This window comes from Actinomadura sp. 6K520 (genome assembly GCF_004349245.1).
GTDB lineage: Bacteria > Actinomycetota > Actinomycetes > Streptosporangiales > Streptosporangiaceae > Spirillospora.
The window spans coordinates 1-14,734 of sequence record NZ_SMLC01000170.1; the positions used below are offsets into that span (position 1 = coordinate 1).

8 protein-coding genes and 1 pseudogene are annotated in these 14,734 nt (G+C 73.7%); 5 read left to right on the forward strand and 4 right to left on the reverse strand.

Annotated elements, in window-relative coordinates; translation table 11 throughout:
- The coding region (locus E1289_RS30580; protein WP_131986402.1) for a BTAD domain-containing putative transcriptional regulator at positions 1-3,093 on the reverse strand (3,093 nt) is incomplete at its 3' end.
- 128 nt (positions 3,094-3,221) lie between these two features.
- Between E1289_RS30580 and E1289_RS30585 the strand changes: the two genes are divergently transcribed.
- The gene (locus E1289_RS30585; RefSeq protein WP_131986404.1) at positions 3,222-3,782 is read left to right on the forward strand and encodes a dihydrofolate reductase family protein; all 561 of its coding nucleotides are present in this window, start codon (positions 3,222-3,224) and stop codon (positions 3,780-3,782) included.
- Positions 3,783-3,860: 78 nt separating this feature from the next.
- Here E1289_RS30585 and E1289_RS30590 read toward each other — a convergent pair whose 3' ends face one another.
- Positions 3,861-4,688, reverse strand: a complete 828-nt coding sequence (locus E1289_RS30590) for a helix-turn-helix transcriptional regulator (protein WP_131986412.1) — start codon at positions 4,686-4,688, stop codon at positions 3,861-3,863.
- A 389-nt stretch (positions 4,689-5,077) separates the two neighbouring features.
- Here E1289_RS30590 and E1289_RS30595 point away from each other — a divergent pair, with 389 nt between their 5' ends.
- The 3 genes from E1289_RS30595 (at position 5,078) to E1289_RS30605 (ending at position 7,735) form a co-directional block, all read left to right on the forward strand.
- Positions 5,078-5,428, forward strand: coding sequence for a YciI family protein (locus tag E1289_RS30595; RefSeq protein ID WP_131986406.1), 351 nt, complete (start codon positions 5,078-5,080; stop codon positions 5,426-5,428).
- Positions 5,429-5,609: 181 nt separating this feature from the next.
- A complete protein-coding gene (locus E1289_RS30600) occupies positions 5,610-6,797 on the forward strand; it encodes an RNA polymerase sigma factor (RefSeq protein ID WP_131986414.1) in 1,188 nt (395 codons plus the stop codon).
- Positions 6,794-7,735 (forward strand): threonine/serine dehydratase, encoded by a 942-nt coding sequence (locus tag E1289_RS30605; protein ID WP_131986408.1) that lies wholly within the window; start codon positions 6,794-6,796, stop codon positions 7,733-7,735. Before E1289_RS30600 ends, E1289_RS30605 begins: the two co-directional genes overlap by 4 nt.
- 42 nt (positions 7,736-7,777) lie before the next feature.
- On the opposite strand, the pseudogene E1289_RS30610 reads toward E1289_RS30605, so the two are convergent.
- Positions 7,778-8,680 (reverse strand): annotated as a pseudogene (locus E1289_RS30610) (RNA polymerase sigma factor); the annotation flags it as partial.
- A 234-nt stretch (positions 8,681-8,914) separates the two neighbouring features.
- Positions 8,915-12,337 carry a pyruvate carboxylase gene (locus E1289_RS30615; RefSeq protein WP_131986410.1) on the reverse strand — a complete coding sequence of 1,141 codons (3,423 nt, stop codon included), beginning with the start codon at positions 12,335-12,337 and terminating at the stop codon, positions 8,915-8,917.
- Between the two features lie 2,266 nt (positions 12,338-14,603).
- Between E1289_RS30615 and E1289_RS30620 the strand changes: the two genes are divergently transcribed.
- On the forward strand, positions 14,604-14,734 hold a 131-nt coding region (locus E1289_RS30620; RefSeq protein WP_279488209.1), incomplete at its 3' end, for a sigma factor.

The following is a 14,734-nucleotide window of genomic DNA, read 5'->3' on the forward strand; positions in this document are numbered from 1 at the left end:
GGCGAGGCGGGCGGTGGCTCGGTCGATGTCCTCCTGTTCGGCCGGGCTGGGCGGCAGGCCCGCCGATTCGCGGATCGCCGCCGCGTTGCCCAGGGCGTGTGCCGCGTCCTCGGGGCGGCCGGCGAGGCTCAGCGCGCAGGCCAGGCCCTCCAGGGAGCCCGCCAGGTCGCGCGGGGCCTCCAGGCGGATCGCCACGGCCAGGGCGTCGCGTTGCAGGGTGAGGGCGCGCGCCGCGTCGCCGCGGGCCTCGGCCACATGGGCGAGTCCCGTTTGGACGAGGGTCAGGTAGAGCGGGGGGAAGTCGTCCGGGGACGCGGCCGCCAGCAGCGGGCGCAGGCGGTCCTCGGCATCGTCCAGGCGGCCTTCGCGGGCCGCCGCCAGGCCGAGGCCGATGTCGGCGAACGTCACGGCCTGCGCGAACCCCTGCTCCACGGCCACCCGGTGCGCGCGGCCGCACAGGCGGCGGGCGGACGTGTAGTCGCGGCGCAGGTAGGCGATCCAGCCGCGCCAGGCCATCCGGACGGCGACGTCCGGCCACAGGCGCAGTTCCTCGGCCATCCGCTGGCCCCGGTGCTGCAGCCGCTCGGCGCGGTCGTAGTCGCCGGTCAGCTCGGCCGCCGCGCCGAGCCACTCCACCGCCTGGAGCCCGCCCCAGCGGTCGCCGACCTCGGCGAACAGGGCGGCGGCCCGCTCGGCGTCGTGTTCCAGCGCGGCCGGGTCCCCGTGGGCGTGGGCGTGCTGGGCCCGCAGGAGGAGTGCGGCCGCCTCCCCCCAGCGATCACCGGACGCGCGGAACGAGGCCAGCGCCTCCTCCAGCGCCACGGCACCCGCCCCGGCATCGTCCAGTTCGAAGTTCGCGTAGATCAGGAACCAGCTCGCCCAGGCCCCCAGGTGCCCGTCTCCGGTCTCGTCGACGCGGGCGAGGGCCTCGTCGCGGCGGGCCTTCCAGTCCCCCGGGACGTTCTTGAGGACGGCGAAACCGGTCCGCCACGTCAGCGCCCTCGCGCGTACCGCCGGGTCTCCGCCGCCGTGCCGCAGCGCCGTGTCGAACGACCGCAGCGCCTCGGTCAGCCTGCCGCGCAGGAACCAGTACCACCCGAGCGCGTTGACCAGGGGCAGGGCGTCGTCGCCGGTGGCGGCGTCCAGGGCCAGGCGGAGATTCGCCGACTCCGTGTCCAGGCGGAGCAGCCAGTGCGCCTGGTCGGGGCCGTAGAGGTGCCGTTCCGCGCGCTCGGCCAGGTCGGTGTAGTGGCGGCTGTGCGCGGTGCGCGCCCGTTCCTCCTCGCCCGCCTCGGCCAGGCGTTCGGCGGCGTAGGCGGCGACGGACTCCAGCAGCCGGTAGCGGGGGCCCTCGCCCGGCCGTTCCGTCATCACGACCAGCGAACGGTCGACCAGCCGCACCAGGACGTCCAGGACCTCCCCGGCGGGGACGTCCGGCCCGGCGCAGACGGCCTCGGCGGACTCGGCCGCGCAGCCGTCGGCGTGCACGGACAGCCGCCGCAGGACGGCCCGTTCCGGCTCCGTCAGCAGGTCCCAGCTCCACTCGATCACCGCGGTGAGCGTGCGCTGCCGGGCCGGGGCGCCGCGGTGGCCGGACGACAGCAGCCGGAACCGGTCGTCGAGCCGGTCGACGAGGCCCGCCACACCGAGCGTCCGCACCTTGGTCGCGGCCAGTTCGAGGGCGAGCGGGATGCCGTCGAGGCGGCGGCACAGTTCGCCGACCGGGCCCGCCGTCGCCTCGTCCAGCCGGAACCGCCGCGAGGACGCCGCCGCCCGGGCCGCGAAGAGCCGGACGGCGCTCGCCGCTCCGGGATCGTCGTCCTCGCCGGGCACGTCCAGCGGGGGCACCGACCACACCACCTCGCCGGGCAGCGCGAGCGGCTCCCGGCTGGTGGCGAGGATCCGGACCCCGGGGACGCGGCGCAGCAGCCGCTCCGCCAGTTCGGCGGCCTGCTCGATCACGTGCTCGCAGTTGTCCAGGACGAGCAGCAGCCGGCGGGCGCCGAGCGCCGCCGCGAGCCGGTCCAGGGCCGCGCCCCCGGTGCCCGGCGCGTCCCGGATGTCGAGGGTCGCGGTCACCACCTCCGCGAGGTCGGGCACCGTGGAGCGCTCGAACCCGGCCAGCTCCGCCATCCACACGCCGTCGCCGAACGCGTCCACGAGCCCGGCGGCCGTCTCGATCGCCAGCCGCGTCTTGCCGACCCCGCCGGGGCCGGTGAGGGTGACGAGCCGGTCGGCGCCGATGCGCGCCCGGATCTCCCGGACGGCGTCGTCCCGCCCGATCAGCTCGGTCGGCGGGACGGGCAGGTTCGACCCGGGACGGGGGTCCCGCGCGGCGGGGGCGTCCAGGGCCGGGTCCTGCCGGAGGACGGCGCGCTGGAGCTCGGCCAGCTCGGAGCCGGGGTCGAGGCCCAGTTCGTCGGCGAGCAGCGTCCGGTAGCCCTCGTAGCTCTCCAGGGCCTCGTTCTGGCGGCCGGCCCGGTAGAGCGCCCGCATGTGCGCGGCCCGCAGCCGCTCCCGCAGCGGGTGGGCGCCGACCGCGTCGCCGAGCTCGCCGGCCAGGGCGCCGTGCTCGCCCAGGTCGAGCCGGGCCTCGGCGTGCTCCTCCAGCGCGGTGACCCGCAGTTCCGCGAGCCGCGCGGCGGCGGGACGGGGGAACGGGTCGTCCGCGAAGTCGGCGAACGCGGGGCCGCGCCACAGGTCCAGCGCCGCGGCGAGCAGGGCCGCCCTCTCCTCCGGCTCCCCGGCGCGGCGCGCCGCGTCCACCAGGTGCTGGAAGCGCCGCGCGTCGACGTGCTCGTCGGCGGCGCACAGCAGGTACCCGGCGGGACGCGACGCCACCAGGGCCCGCGCGCCCGGCTCGGCATCCTCCAGGACCCGCCGGAGCTGCGACACCTTCGCCGACAGCGCGCCCATCGGGTTGCCGGGCAGGGCGTCGCCCCACAGGTCGTCGATGAGCCGGTCGGCGGGGACCGGGCGGCCCTCGTGCACCAGCAGGTCGGCCAGGAGCGCCCGGACCTTGAGCCCGGGCACCGGAACGAGCCCGCCGTCATCGGTCCAGACGGCGAGCGGGCCGAGCACCCCGAAACGCACACGTCGCACCCTAATCCCGGTGACCGACAGGACCGGCGGGCGGCGACCGTAAGAAAGCCGTAAACGGTCTGCCGCACAGTGGTTCCATCGAGCCGGAAGGCGAAACGATCCGTTCCATGGAGGCGACCATGCGCAAGATCATCAACTCGACGTACGTCTCACTCGACGGCGTCATCGGGAACCCGCAGAACTGGACCTCGGCCTACTTCCAGGACGAGGCCGCCGCCTACGCCCAGGAACTCCTGTTCTCCTGCGACGCGCTGCTCATGGGCCGCAGGACGTTCGACGGCTTCGCGCAGGCGTGGCCGGCCATGGAGGAGGCGACCGGCGAGTTCGGCGTCCGGATGAACACCTACCCCCACTACGTCGTGTCCGACTCGCTGCAGAAGCCGGGCTGGGGCGACACCACGGCCATCCGGCGGGCGGACGCCGTCACGGAGATCACCAAGCTGAAGGAGCGGGACGGCCGGAACATCCTGCAGTACGGCTTCGGCCCGGTGTCGCGGACGCTCGTGGAGCACGGGCTGCTCGACGAGCTGCGCCTGTGGATCCACCCGGTGCTCGTCGGCGACGACGACCCGGAGGGGATGCTCGTCCTCCGGGACTTCTCGGCGTCGTTCGAGCTGGCCGACACCAGGACGTTCAAGACCGGCGTCATCATCGCCACCTACCGTCCCGCCGCGAAGTAGCCGTACCCGCGGCACCCGGCGGCCGCCGGCCGGGCGGTTCCGGCGGGGGACGTGCCCCGGCCTCCCCGCCTCCCCGCCTCAGGCCGGTTCGCCGAGGATGTCCCGCAGCATGGCGAGGGTGCGGGTCGGCGGCTCCGCCTGGACGCCGAGGCGGTTCAGGGCGTCCCGGTACCGGATGATGTCGGACGCCCGGTCGGGGTAGAGCGCGCCGGTGAGCTGCTCCAGGTAGACGACGTCGGGCAGGTCGGGCTCGGCGAACCGCAGCAGCGTCATCGGGCCGCCCTCGGCCGCGTGGCCGCCGACGGAGAACGGCAGCACCTGGATCGTGATGTTCGGCCGGCCCGCCATCTCGATGAGGTACCGGATCTGCGCGCGCATCGTCTCGGGGCCGCCGACCACGCGGCGCAGCGCCGCCTCGTCGAGGATCGCCCACACCTTCAGCGGGTCGGGGCGGTCGAACACGCGGCGTCGCCGCATCCGCAGCTCGACCCGCCGCTCGACCTCCTCCCCGGACGCCTCCGGGTGCCGGACCGTGATCAGCGCGCGGGCGTAGTCGGCGGTCTGCAGGAGCTCCGGCACCTCCTGGACCTCGTACACGCGGACGACCACGGCGCCCTGCTCAAGCCCCAGGTAGGGCTCGAACCAGCCGGGCACCACGTCGCCGTACTCCTGCCACCAGCCGGGGACGTTCGCGTACTCGGCCAGTTCCAGGAGCGGCTCGCGGCGGTCCGCGTCGGTCACGCCGTAGAGGGTCAGCAGGTCGGCGACGTCGCGCTCCTTGAAGCCGACGCGGCCCAGCTCCATCCGGCTGATCTTGGAGTGCGAGGCCCGGATCTCGTACCCGGCGGCCTCGGTGGAGATCCCGGCCGCCTCGCGGAAGCGGCGCAACTGCGCGCCGACCAGCATCCGCAGTACCGTCGGGCCGGCGGTCCGGTACTCCTGCGCGGGGACGACCGGGGCCGCCTCGTCCGGAGGTTCTCCCGCGCTCACGACCCGTACCCCACGGCACCAGTCACCGGATCTGCCACGGAACGCCTCCTCCGACGCGCAAGAACCTTTCCACCCAGAGAAGTTACTCGTAAGTTGCCCACTTGCCCACCGGGACAGAATGTCAAGTTTGTGGCGATTCTGGCGGCTGTGTCACGCTTCCGTCGTCGGCACCCCCCACGACCTGGAACGATACGCGTCCCAGAAAAAATCTGGAAGAAGTCGGGGGGAATGTCGATTCGGTCACTCCTTCTTCGACGCGTCAGCGAGGGCCGGAGGGACCGGTCCCGTGAACAAGGGAGACGACGATGCGGTTCCTGATGATGACGACGGACACCGGCGAGCAGGGTCCGCCGGACGAGGCGCTGCAGATGGAGATGGGCAAGTTCATCGAGGAGATGTCCAAGGCCGGGGTGCTGCTGGCCACCGGCGGGCTGGAGCCGGGCGGCACCCGCATCACCTCCTCCGGCGGCAAGGTGTCCGTCACCGACGGCCCGTTCACCGAGGCCAAGGAGGCCGTCGTCGGCTTCGCGCTGATCGAGACGCGCACCCGCGAGGAGGCGATCGAGCTGTCCAAGCGGTTCTGGCGGATCGTCGGGGACGGCGCGGGCGTCGTCAAGCAGGTCTTCAGCCCCGGGGACCCCATGCCGGGAGCCTGAGGGCCGAACTTGCGCGGCGGCCGGTGCGGGTGCTCTCATCGGCGGCGTGAGGACGTCGAGCGGTCCCGAGGCGCACGGGCCGGGCCAGGCCGGATCGCGTGCGCAAGGCTCCGGCGTGCACGCGAGCATCGATGCGGTGTGGCGGCTGGAGGCCGCCCGGATCATCGCCGGTCTCGCCCGGATGGTGCACGACATCGGGCTCGCCGAGGAACTCGCGCAGGACGCGCTGGTCGCCGCGCTCGAACAGTGGCCTGAGTCGGGCGTCCCGGACAACCCGGGCGCCTGGCTCATGGCCGTCGGCAAGCGCCGCGCCATCGACCGGATCCGCCGGCAGCGCCGCTACGAGGACAAGCTGGCGGAGATCGGGCGCGGCGCCGAGTCGCAGGCCCCGCCGGAGATCGACGTCCCCGACGAAGAGCACATCGAGGACGACATCCTGCGCCTGGTGTTCACCGCCTGCCATCCCGTCCTGTCCACGCAGGCCAGGGTCGCGCTGACACTGCGGATGCTCGGCGGGCTCACCACCGACGAGATCGCCCGCGCGTTCCTCACCTCCGAGCCGACGGTCGCGCAGCGGATCGTCCGCGCCAAGCGGACCCTGTCGGACGCGGGCGTCCCCTTCGAGGTCCCCGAGGGCCCGGACCGCGCCGCCCGGCTGTCCTCGGTGCTGGAGGTCGTCTACCTGGTCTTCAACGAGGGCTACGCGGCGACGTCCGGCGACGACTGGGTGCGGGCGGACCTGTGCCAGGAGGCGCTGCGCCTCGGCCGGATCCTCGCCGGGCTCGCCCCGCGGGAGCCCGAGGTGCACGGCCTCGTCGCGCTGATGGAGATCCAGGCGTCCCGCACCGCGGCCCGCACCGGCCCGTCCGGCGAGCCCGTCCCGATCCTCGACCAGGACCGCGGCCGCTGGGACCGCCTCCTCATCCACCGCGGCTTCGCCGCCCTGCTCCGCGCGAAGGCCATCGGCGAGCCGCCGGGCCCCTACGTCCTGCAGGCCGCGATCGCCGCCTGCCACGCGCAGGCGCCCGCACCCGAGGACACCGACTGGGCGCAGATCGCGTCCCTCTACGGGATCCTCGCGCGCGTCGCCCCGTCCCCCGTCGTGGAACTGAACCGCGCGGTGGCGGTCGGCATGGCGCACGGCCCGGCCGAGGGCCTCGCCATCGCCGACGCGCTGGCGGACGAGCCGTCCCTGCGCGGCTACCATCTGCTGCCGAGCGTGCGCGGCGACCTGCTCGCCCGGCTCGGCCGCGCGGCCGAGGCCCGCGCGCGGTTCGAGCACGCGGCGGAGCTCACCCGCAACGCCGCCGAGCGCAAGATCCTGCTGGACCGTGCCGCCAGGGCCGGAGAGGGAGAGGAGACCCGGTGATCGCTCGTTCGGACGTCGCCGCCGCGGCGGCGCGCGTCGCGGGCCATGTCCGCGGGACGCCGCTGCTGGAGGTCGACCCGGCGCCCCTCGCCCCGGCGGCCCGGATGTGGCTGAAGCTCGAACTGACGCAGCACACCGGGTCGTTCAAGCCGCGCGGCGCGTTCAACCACGTCCTGGCCGCGCGGGAGGAGGGACGGCTCCCGGACGCCGGGATCGTCGCCGCCTCCGGGGGCAATGCCGGTCTCGCCTTCGCGTACGCGGCGGCGCGCGCCGGGGTGCCGGCGGAGGTGTTCGTCCCCGAGACGGCGCCCGCGGTGAAGGTCGACCGGCTGCGCACGCTCGGCGCCGCGGTCACCCAGGCCGGCACCCGCTACGCGGAGGCGCAGGAGGCCGCGGCCAAGCGCGCCGCCGAAACCGGGGCGCTCTTCTGCCACGCCTACGACCTGCCGCAGGTGTGCGCCGGGCAGGGCACGCTCGGCCTGGAGATCCTGGAGCAGACCGGCGGCGAGGTCGACACCGTCCTGCTGGCGGTGGGCGGCGGCGGGCTGATGGCGGGCGTCGCCACCGCCCTGGACGGCCACGCCCGCGTCGTCGGCGTCGAGCCCGAGCGCATCCCCACCCTCGAACGCGCCCTCCACGCGGGGCGTCCGGTCGCCGTGGACGTCTCCGGGATCGCCGCCGACTCGCTCGGCGCCACCCGGCTCGGCGACATCGCGTTCTCGGTCGCGTCCCGCACGGGAGTGGAGCCCGTCCTCGTCTCCGAGGACGCGATCATCGCGGCCCGCCGCCTGGTCTGGGACGAGTACCGGCTGGCCGTCGAGCACGGGACCGCCACCGCCGTCGCCGCGCTGCGCACCGGCGGCTACCGTCCCGCGCCCGGCGAACGCGTCGTGGTCGTCCTGTGCGGCGCCAACACCGACCCCTCCGACCTGGTCTGAGCGGCTGGTCTGACCGGCTGGTCTGACCGGCTGGGCGGCTGGTCAGCCCAGCAGGTCGGCGAGGGTTTCGCGGCGGGACGGGTGGCGCAGCTTGTGCATGCCCTTCGACTCGATCTGCCGGATGCGCTCGCGCGTCACCCCGTAGACCTTGCCGACCTCTTCGAGGGTCTTGGGCTCGCCGCCGGCCAGGCCGAACCGCAGCGAGATCACGCCCGCCTCCCGTTCGGTGAGCGTCTCCAGGACCGCGTCGAGGCGCCCGCGCAGCATCGAGGACGCGACGACGTCGGCCGGGTCGCCGCCCTCCGGGTCCTCGATGACGTCGCCGAGCTCGCCGTCGCCGTCCTCACCGAGCGGGGTGTGCAGGGACAGCGGCTCGCGGGCCTGCCGCCGCAGCCACTCCACCTTCTCGGGCGTGACGTCCAGCTCGACGGCCAGCTCCCGGGAGGTCGGCTCGCGGCCGAGGTCCTGCGCCATCCGCCGGCGGACCCGCGTCATCCGGTTGAGGACCTCGACGACGTGGACGGGGATGCGGATCGTGCGGCTCTGGTCGGCGAGCGCGCGGCTGATCGCCTGCTTGATCCACCAGACGGCGTAGGTGGAGAACTTCAGGCCGCGGCGGTACTCGAACTTCTCGACGGCGCGGATCAGCCCGAGGTTGCCCTCCTGGACGAGGTCGGTCAGCGGGAGGCCGTGGCCCATGTAGCGCTTGGCGAGGGACACGACGAGGCGGAGGTTGGCCTCGACCATGTGCTCCTTGGCGCGGATTCCGTCTGCGGCGATCCATTCGAGGTCGGCGCGGTCCTGGAGGCTGAGCTCGTCGCCGAGCCGTTCGAGGCGCTCGCGGGCGAAGAGCCCGGCCTCGATGCGCTTGGCCAGCTCGACCTCCTGCTCGGCGGTGAGCAGCGCGGTGCGCCCGATGCGGGAGAGGTAGTCCTTCATCGGGTCGACGAGGTTCACGGTGGCGCGAGTGGACGCGCTCGGCGCGTGGCTGGCGTTCAGGATGGTGTCCTTTGCTCGTCCAGCAGGTGCTCGTCCAGGTTTCTGCCCGGGTGCATCCCCGGCCGGGAGGGAACGGCTCACGCGATCTCGGTACCCGGCCGCGTGGCGGCATAATCCCTCGCGTCCGGGACCTGTCGCTCACCGCGCCGGGCGCCCTCCGGCGGAGGGCGCCCGGGCCGGCTAACTCTGCAGGACCAGCAGGAGGTCACCCGCCTGGACGGGGGTTGCCTCGGGGACGGCGAGCCGGGCCACGGTCCCGGCGACGGGGGCGGTGATCGCGGCCTCCATCTTCATCGCCTCGATGGTGGCGACGACGTCCCCGGCAGCGACCTCGTCGCCCTTGGCCACGCGCAGGGTCACCGAACCGTCGAAGGGCGCGGCGACGTGGCCGGGCTCGCCGGGGTCGGCGCGCTCCACCGGCGGCGCGTCGGACACGACGGACTTGTCGCGGACGGAGAGCGTCCGGAGCTGGCCGTTCACCGTGCAGATGACCTGCCGGACGCCCGCCTCGTCGATGTCGCCGACCGCCTCCAGCCCGGCCAGGACGCGCACGCCGGGTTCGAGGTCGAACGCGACCTCGTGCCCCGCGCGGAGCCCGTAGAGGAACGGGGCGGTGGGCAGCACGGACAGGTCGCCGTAGGCCGCGCGCATCTCGCGGTAGTCCTTGGCCGGGCCGGGGAACAGGAGCCGGTCCAGGGTGTCGCGTACTTCGGGTCCGGCCAAAGCCTTCTCTTCCGCGCCGGTGAGCTCGGCGCGTACACCACGCACTTGCCGGGGGGCCTGGGGGGTCGCCCCCCCAGAATGAGACGTCGTGTACTGGCGTCCGGCCAGGGCCTTGGTGCGGAACGGCTCGGGCCAGCCGCCCGGCGGGTCGCCCAGTTCGCCGTTCAGGAACCCGATGACGCTGTCGGGGATGTCGTAGCGGTCGGGGTTGGCGGCGAAGTCGTCCGGGTCCGCGCCCGCGGCGACCAGGTGCAGCGCCAGGTCGCCGACGACCTTGCTGGACGGGGTGACCTTCACCAGGCGCCCGAGGATCTTGTCCGCCGCCGCGTACAGGCGCTCGATCTCCTCGAAGCGGTCGCCGAGCCCGAGCGCCACGGCCTGCTGCCGCAGGTTGGACAGCTGGCCGCCCGGGATCTCGTGCTCGTACACGCGTCCGGTCGGCGACGGGAGACCCATCTCGAACGGCGCGTAGAGCTTCCGGACGGCCTCCCAGTACGGCTCCATGACGGTCAGCGCGTCCAGGTCGATCCCGGTGGCGTGGTCGGTGAAGTCGGTTGCGGCCACGATCGCCTGCAGCGGCGGCTGGCTGGTGGTGCCCGAGAGCGGCGCCGCGGCCCCGTCGACGGCGTCGACCCCCGCTTCGATGGCGGCGATGTAGGTGCCGATCTGGCCGCCGGCGGTGTCGTGGGTGTGCAGGTGGACGGGCAGGTCGAACCGCTCGCGGAGGGCCGCGACCAGCGTGCGGGCGGCGGGGGCTCGGAGCAGGCCGGCCATGTCCTTGATGCACAGGATGTGCACCCCGGCCTCTACGAGCTGCTCCGCGAGACGCAGGTAGTAGTCGAGGGTGTAGAGCCGCTCGTCCGGGGACGACAGGTCGCCGGTGTAGCAGAGGGTTCCCTCCACGAGCGCGTGGGTCTGGAGCCCGGCGTCGATGGCGGGACGCATGGACTCCACGTCGTTGAGGGCGTCGAACACACGGAAGATGTCGACTCCGGTACTGGCCGCTTCGCGGATGAACGCACGGGCCACCGAGTCGGGGTACGGCGTGTATCCGACGGTGTTGCGGCCCCGCAGAAGCATCTGGATGCACAGGTTCGGGGCGGCCTCACGGATCGCGGCCAGCCTGTCCCATGGTGACTCGCCCAGGAAGCGCAGAGCGACGTCATAGGTGGCCCCGCCCCACGCCTCAAGGGAGAGCAACTGCGGTGTCATGCGGGCGAGGTAAGGCGCGGCGGAGAGCAGGTCGTATGTGCGTACTCGCGTGGCCAGGAGCGACTGGTGCGCGTCCCGGAACGTGGTGTCGGTGACGGCCAGGGCGCTTTGGTTCCGCAGCTGCTCGGCGAACGCGCGTGCGCCGAGAGCCAGCAGCCGGTCACGGGAGCCCGTTGGGAAGGGTCCGTCCGCGGCGAGGGGCGGAAGCTTGGTCGCGGGGTCCAGGTCGGTGGGCGCGTCACCGTGCGGCTTGTTGACGGTGACGTCCGCCAGGTACCGGACGAGCCGTGTCGCACGGTCACCGCTCGACCGGGCCGTGAGCAGCTCGGGGTGCTCGGCGATGTAGGCCGTCGTGACGCCGCCCGCGCGGAAGTCCTGCTCGTCCAGCAGGGCCTGCAGGAACGGGATGTTGGACGCGACGCCCCGGATGCGGAACTCGGCGACGGCCCGGCGTGCCCGCCGCACCGCCTCCTCGAACGTCCGGCCGCGGCAGGTCAGCTTGACCAGCAGCGAGTCGAAGTGGGGGCTGACGATCGCACCGCCGTAGGCCGTGCCGGTGTCGAGCCGGACGCCCGCGCCGCCCGGTGACCGGTACGCCGAGATCTTGCCGGTGTCGGGGCGGAAGTCGTTGGCGGGGTCCTCGGTGGTGATGCGGCACTGCACGGCGAAGCCGCTGACCGTCACCTCCTCCTGGGCGATGGCGAGGTCGGCGAGCGCCTCGCCGCCCGCGATGCGCAGCTGGCTCTGCACCAGGTCGATGCCGGTGACCTCCTCGGTCACGGTGTGCTCGACCTGGATGCGCGGGTTCATCTCGATGAAGACGTGCTCGCCCCGGTCGTTCACGAGGAACTCCACGGTGCCCGCGTTCTCGTAACCGACCTCTCGGGCGAACCTGACCGCGTCCTCGCAGAGCCGCCGCGTCACCTCCGGGTCCAGCCCCGGCGCGGGCGCGATCTCCACGACCTTCTGGTGGCGGCGCTGCACCGAGCAGTCACGCTCGCGCAGGTGCACGACGTTCCCTGCACCGTCGGCGAGGACCTGCACCTCGATGTGGCGGGGCCGGTCCACCGCCTGCTCCAGGAACACCGCCGGGTCGCCGAACGCGCTCTGCGCCTCGCGGCGCGCCGCGTCCACGGCGGCCTCCAGCTCCGCCCGGTCGTCGACGCGGCGCAGCCCGCGCCCGCCGCCGCCGGCCGCGGCCTTCACGAACAGCGGGAACCCGACCTCGTCGGCCGCCGCCAGCTCCCGCCCCGGTTCCGGCGTCGCCGAGCGCAGCACCGGCAGGCCCGCGCGCCGCGCCGCCGCGACCGCCTCGATCTTGTTGCCCGCCAGGCTCAGCACGGACGACGGCGGCCCCACGAACTTGATCCCGTTGCGCTCGCACGCCTCGGCCAGCTCCGGGCTCTCCGACAGGAACCCGTAGCCGGGGTAGACGGCGTCGGCGCCGACGCGCAGCGCGGTCTCCACGATGCCGTCCACGTCCAGGTAGGCCCGGACGGGGTGGCCGCGCTCGCCGATCTCGTACGCCTCGTCCGCCTTCTGCCGGTGCAGGGAGAGCCGGTCCTCGTGCGCGTACACGGCGACGCTGGCGATGCCCAGCTCGTAGGCTGCGCGGAGCGCGCGCACGGCGATCTCCCCGCGGTTGGCGACGAGCAGCTTTCTGATCACGTATCTCTCCCAGGAGACGGCTACGGGCGCGTCCGCCCGCATCCGCTGGCCTCCCGGGCTCGGCACTGAGCCGCGGCGTGAGCGGTACCTGGTCGGCGGGGCGAACCGAATCTTCGGATACCTACCCAGTTGAGCGGCCGGACGAGCCCCCCGGGCCGCCCCTAAGTTGTGAACAATGTGACAGAACGCGCCTTATGGTGAAAATGGGCCGTTATTCTCCGCGCCCCGGTGTTCGTCGTCCCCCGTCGTTAGGCTGTGCCGCCCGGAATGGGTGTGCTTAGAGGGGGAAACGCCGTGCGGCTGCCGGAGCATCTGGAACTTCTCGTGTCCGACGAGCCCGTCATCGACCTGTACGCGCACGGCCCGTGGCGCGTCCCCGACGGGCTGTACGACGAGATCCGCGGCCGCGTCGACGCCTTCGTGGCGGATCCGCGCTGCGCCCCGCTGACCACCGCCCAGCACGGCATGATGAAGACCCCGGCCCCGCTGATCGCCGCGGAGCTGATCAGCGTCCTCGCCTACCTGCCGGGCGCCGGGGCCGTCTACTCCGGGCCCTACACGAAGCTGTACCACGACCTGTTCGGCCGCTTCCTGAGCACGCCGCTCGACCCGAAGAAGCTGGGGTCCTGGAGCGGCCTCGCCGGCGAGTTCCGGCCGTTCGAGTGGCTGGAGGACTGCGGCGACCAGGAGCTGGCGCTCACCCTGGCGCGCGAGTCGCTCGGCGTCTTCGCGGGCCTGGCGCCCTTCGAACGCCGCCGCCAGGCCATCGCGAAGCTGTACGGCAACCCGCCGGACGGCGACTGGCTCCGGCTCTCCGCGGAGCGCAGGCGCGAACTGTGGACGGCCCAGGCCGACGACGAAGTCCTCGAAGCCCTGCCGGAACTGGCCGGGCCCATCGGCTACCTGGAATGGGTGTGCTCCGGGCTCCTGCCCGTGCACGAGCACCTCCGCGAGATCGCCCCGCACGGCGAGGACGCCGACCAGCTCCTCGTCCACCTCCTGCTGCAGGCCGGGATGAGCCAGGTGCCCGCCGAACTGGCCGTCGTCCTCACCGAGGACCGGTACGCCGAGCTGCTCGGACGCTTCGAAGACAGGCGCGAGTCGTTCAAGGCGAACGCGTGGTCGGTGGACGAGTGGGCCTGGCTCGCCCGGGGCCTCGGCGCCGGAGCCATCGACGCCTGCCGCGGCTGGATCGACATGGCGGTCCGCTTCACCGCCTCCGTCCAGGGGCTGCCCGGCGTGCCGGCCAGGCCCGACCCCGTGTGGGTCCCGGTCGCCGGGTTCGAGGAGGACGTCCGCCGGCTGTTCACCCCCCGGCGCCGGATCGTCAACCCGCTCGCCGCGAGCCTCGGCACGACCGGGTCCCGGCCGCGCGGCGGCACCCGCACCCGGGTGAAGGTCGAGACCGACCTGGTCGGCCAGCCGGACGTGGTCGCCGCGCTGGAGGAGATCGCGACCGGGCCGGGGCCGGTCCGGCTGATGATCGTCGGCCCGGACGGCACCGGCAAGCGCGACGCCGCCCAGGAGATCGTCCGGCTCGTCCAGCGGCACGGCCTCGCCGACCCGCCCCTCTGGCTGGCCGGCGACTTCTTCGCCGCCAAGGAGGTCTCGGCCGCCACCGTGCACCTCCACAACGACGCGCGGGACAGCGCCGGGGTGCGGCTCATGGTCATCGACGGCCTCGACGACATGTCGAAGGACGACCGGAGCGGCGAAGCCATCCTTGAGCAGCTGCACCGCGCCCTCGACGTCCACGACGACCTCCACGTCGTCGCGCTGTGCGAACCCGGGGGCGACGACCGGATCCGCGAGGTCAACCCCGGGCTCGCCCTGCGGTTCCAGGTCGTCCGCACGCGCCCGTTCACCGCGGAGGGCTACGCGGAGCTGTTCAACCGGGCCGTCCAGCAGCGCGGGGCACGGGCGCACAAGCGCGCCCTGACTGCTGCGGGCCAGCTGCTCGTGGGCACGCCGCCCGTCCGCAACCTGCGCAACGCCCGCCTCGCGCAGCGGCTCGCCGACATCGTCGTGGAGTCCGTCCGCGAACGGACGGAGCCCGGCGAGGAACTCGTCGTCAAGCGGCCCGACATCCCCGCCTCGTTCGACTCCCCCGGCGCCGACCCGATGGCGGAACTCGAAGCCCTCACCGGCCTCGGCTCCGTCAAACAGGAGATCGAGCTCCTCGTCGCCGGTGCGAAGGCCACGAAGATGCGGCGGGACGCCGGGGTGCCCGTCCCCGCGACGATGCCCCGCGAAGGTGACGACCACGATGTCGAACAGCACCCTAGAGCGGGATTTCCAGGAACTCGCCGATCCGTACCGGCGGGAACTGCTGGCGCACTGCTACCGGATGCTCGGCTCCATCCACGACGCCGAGGACCTGGTGCAGGAGACCTACCT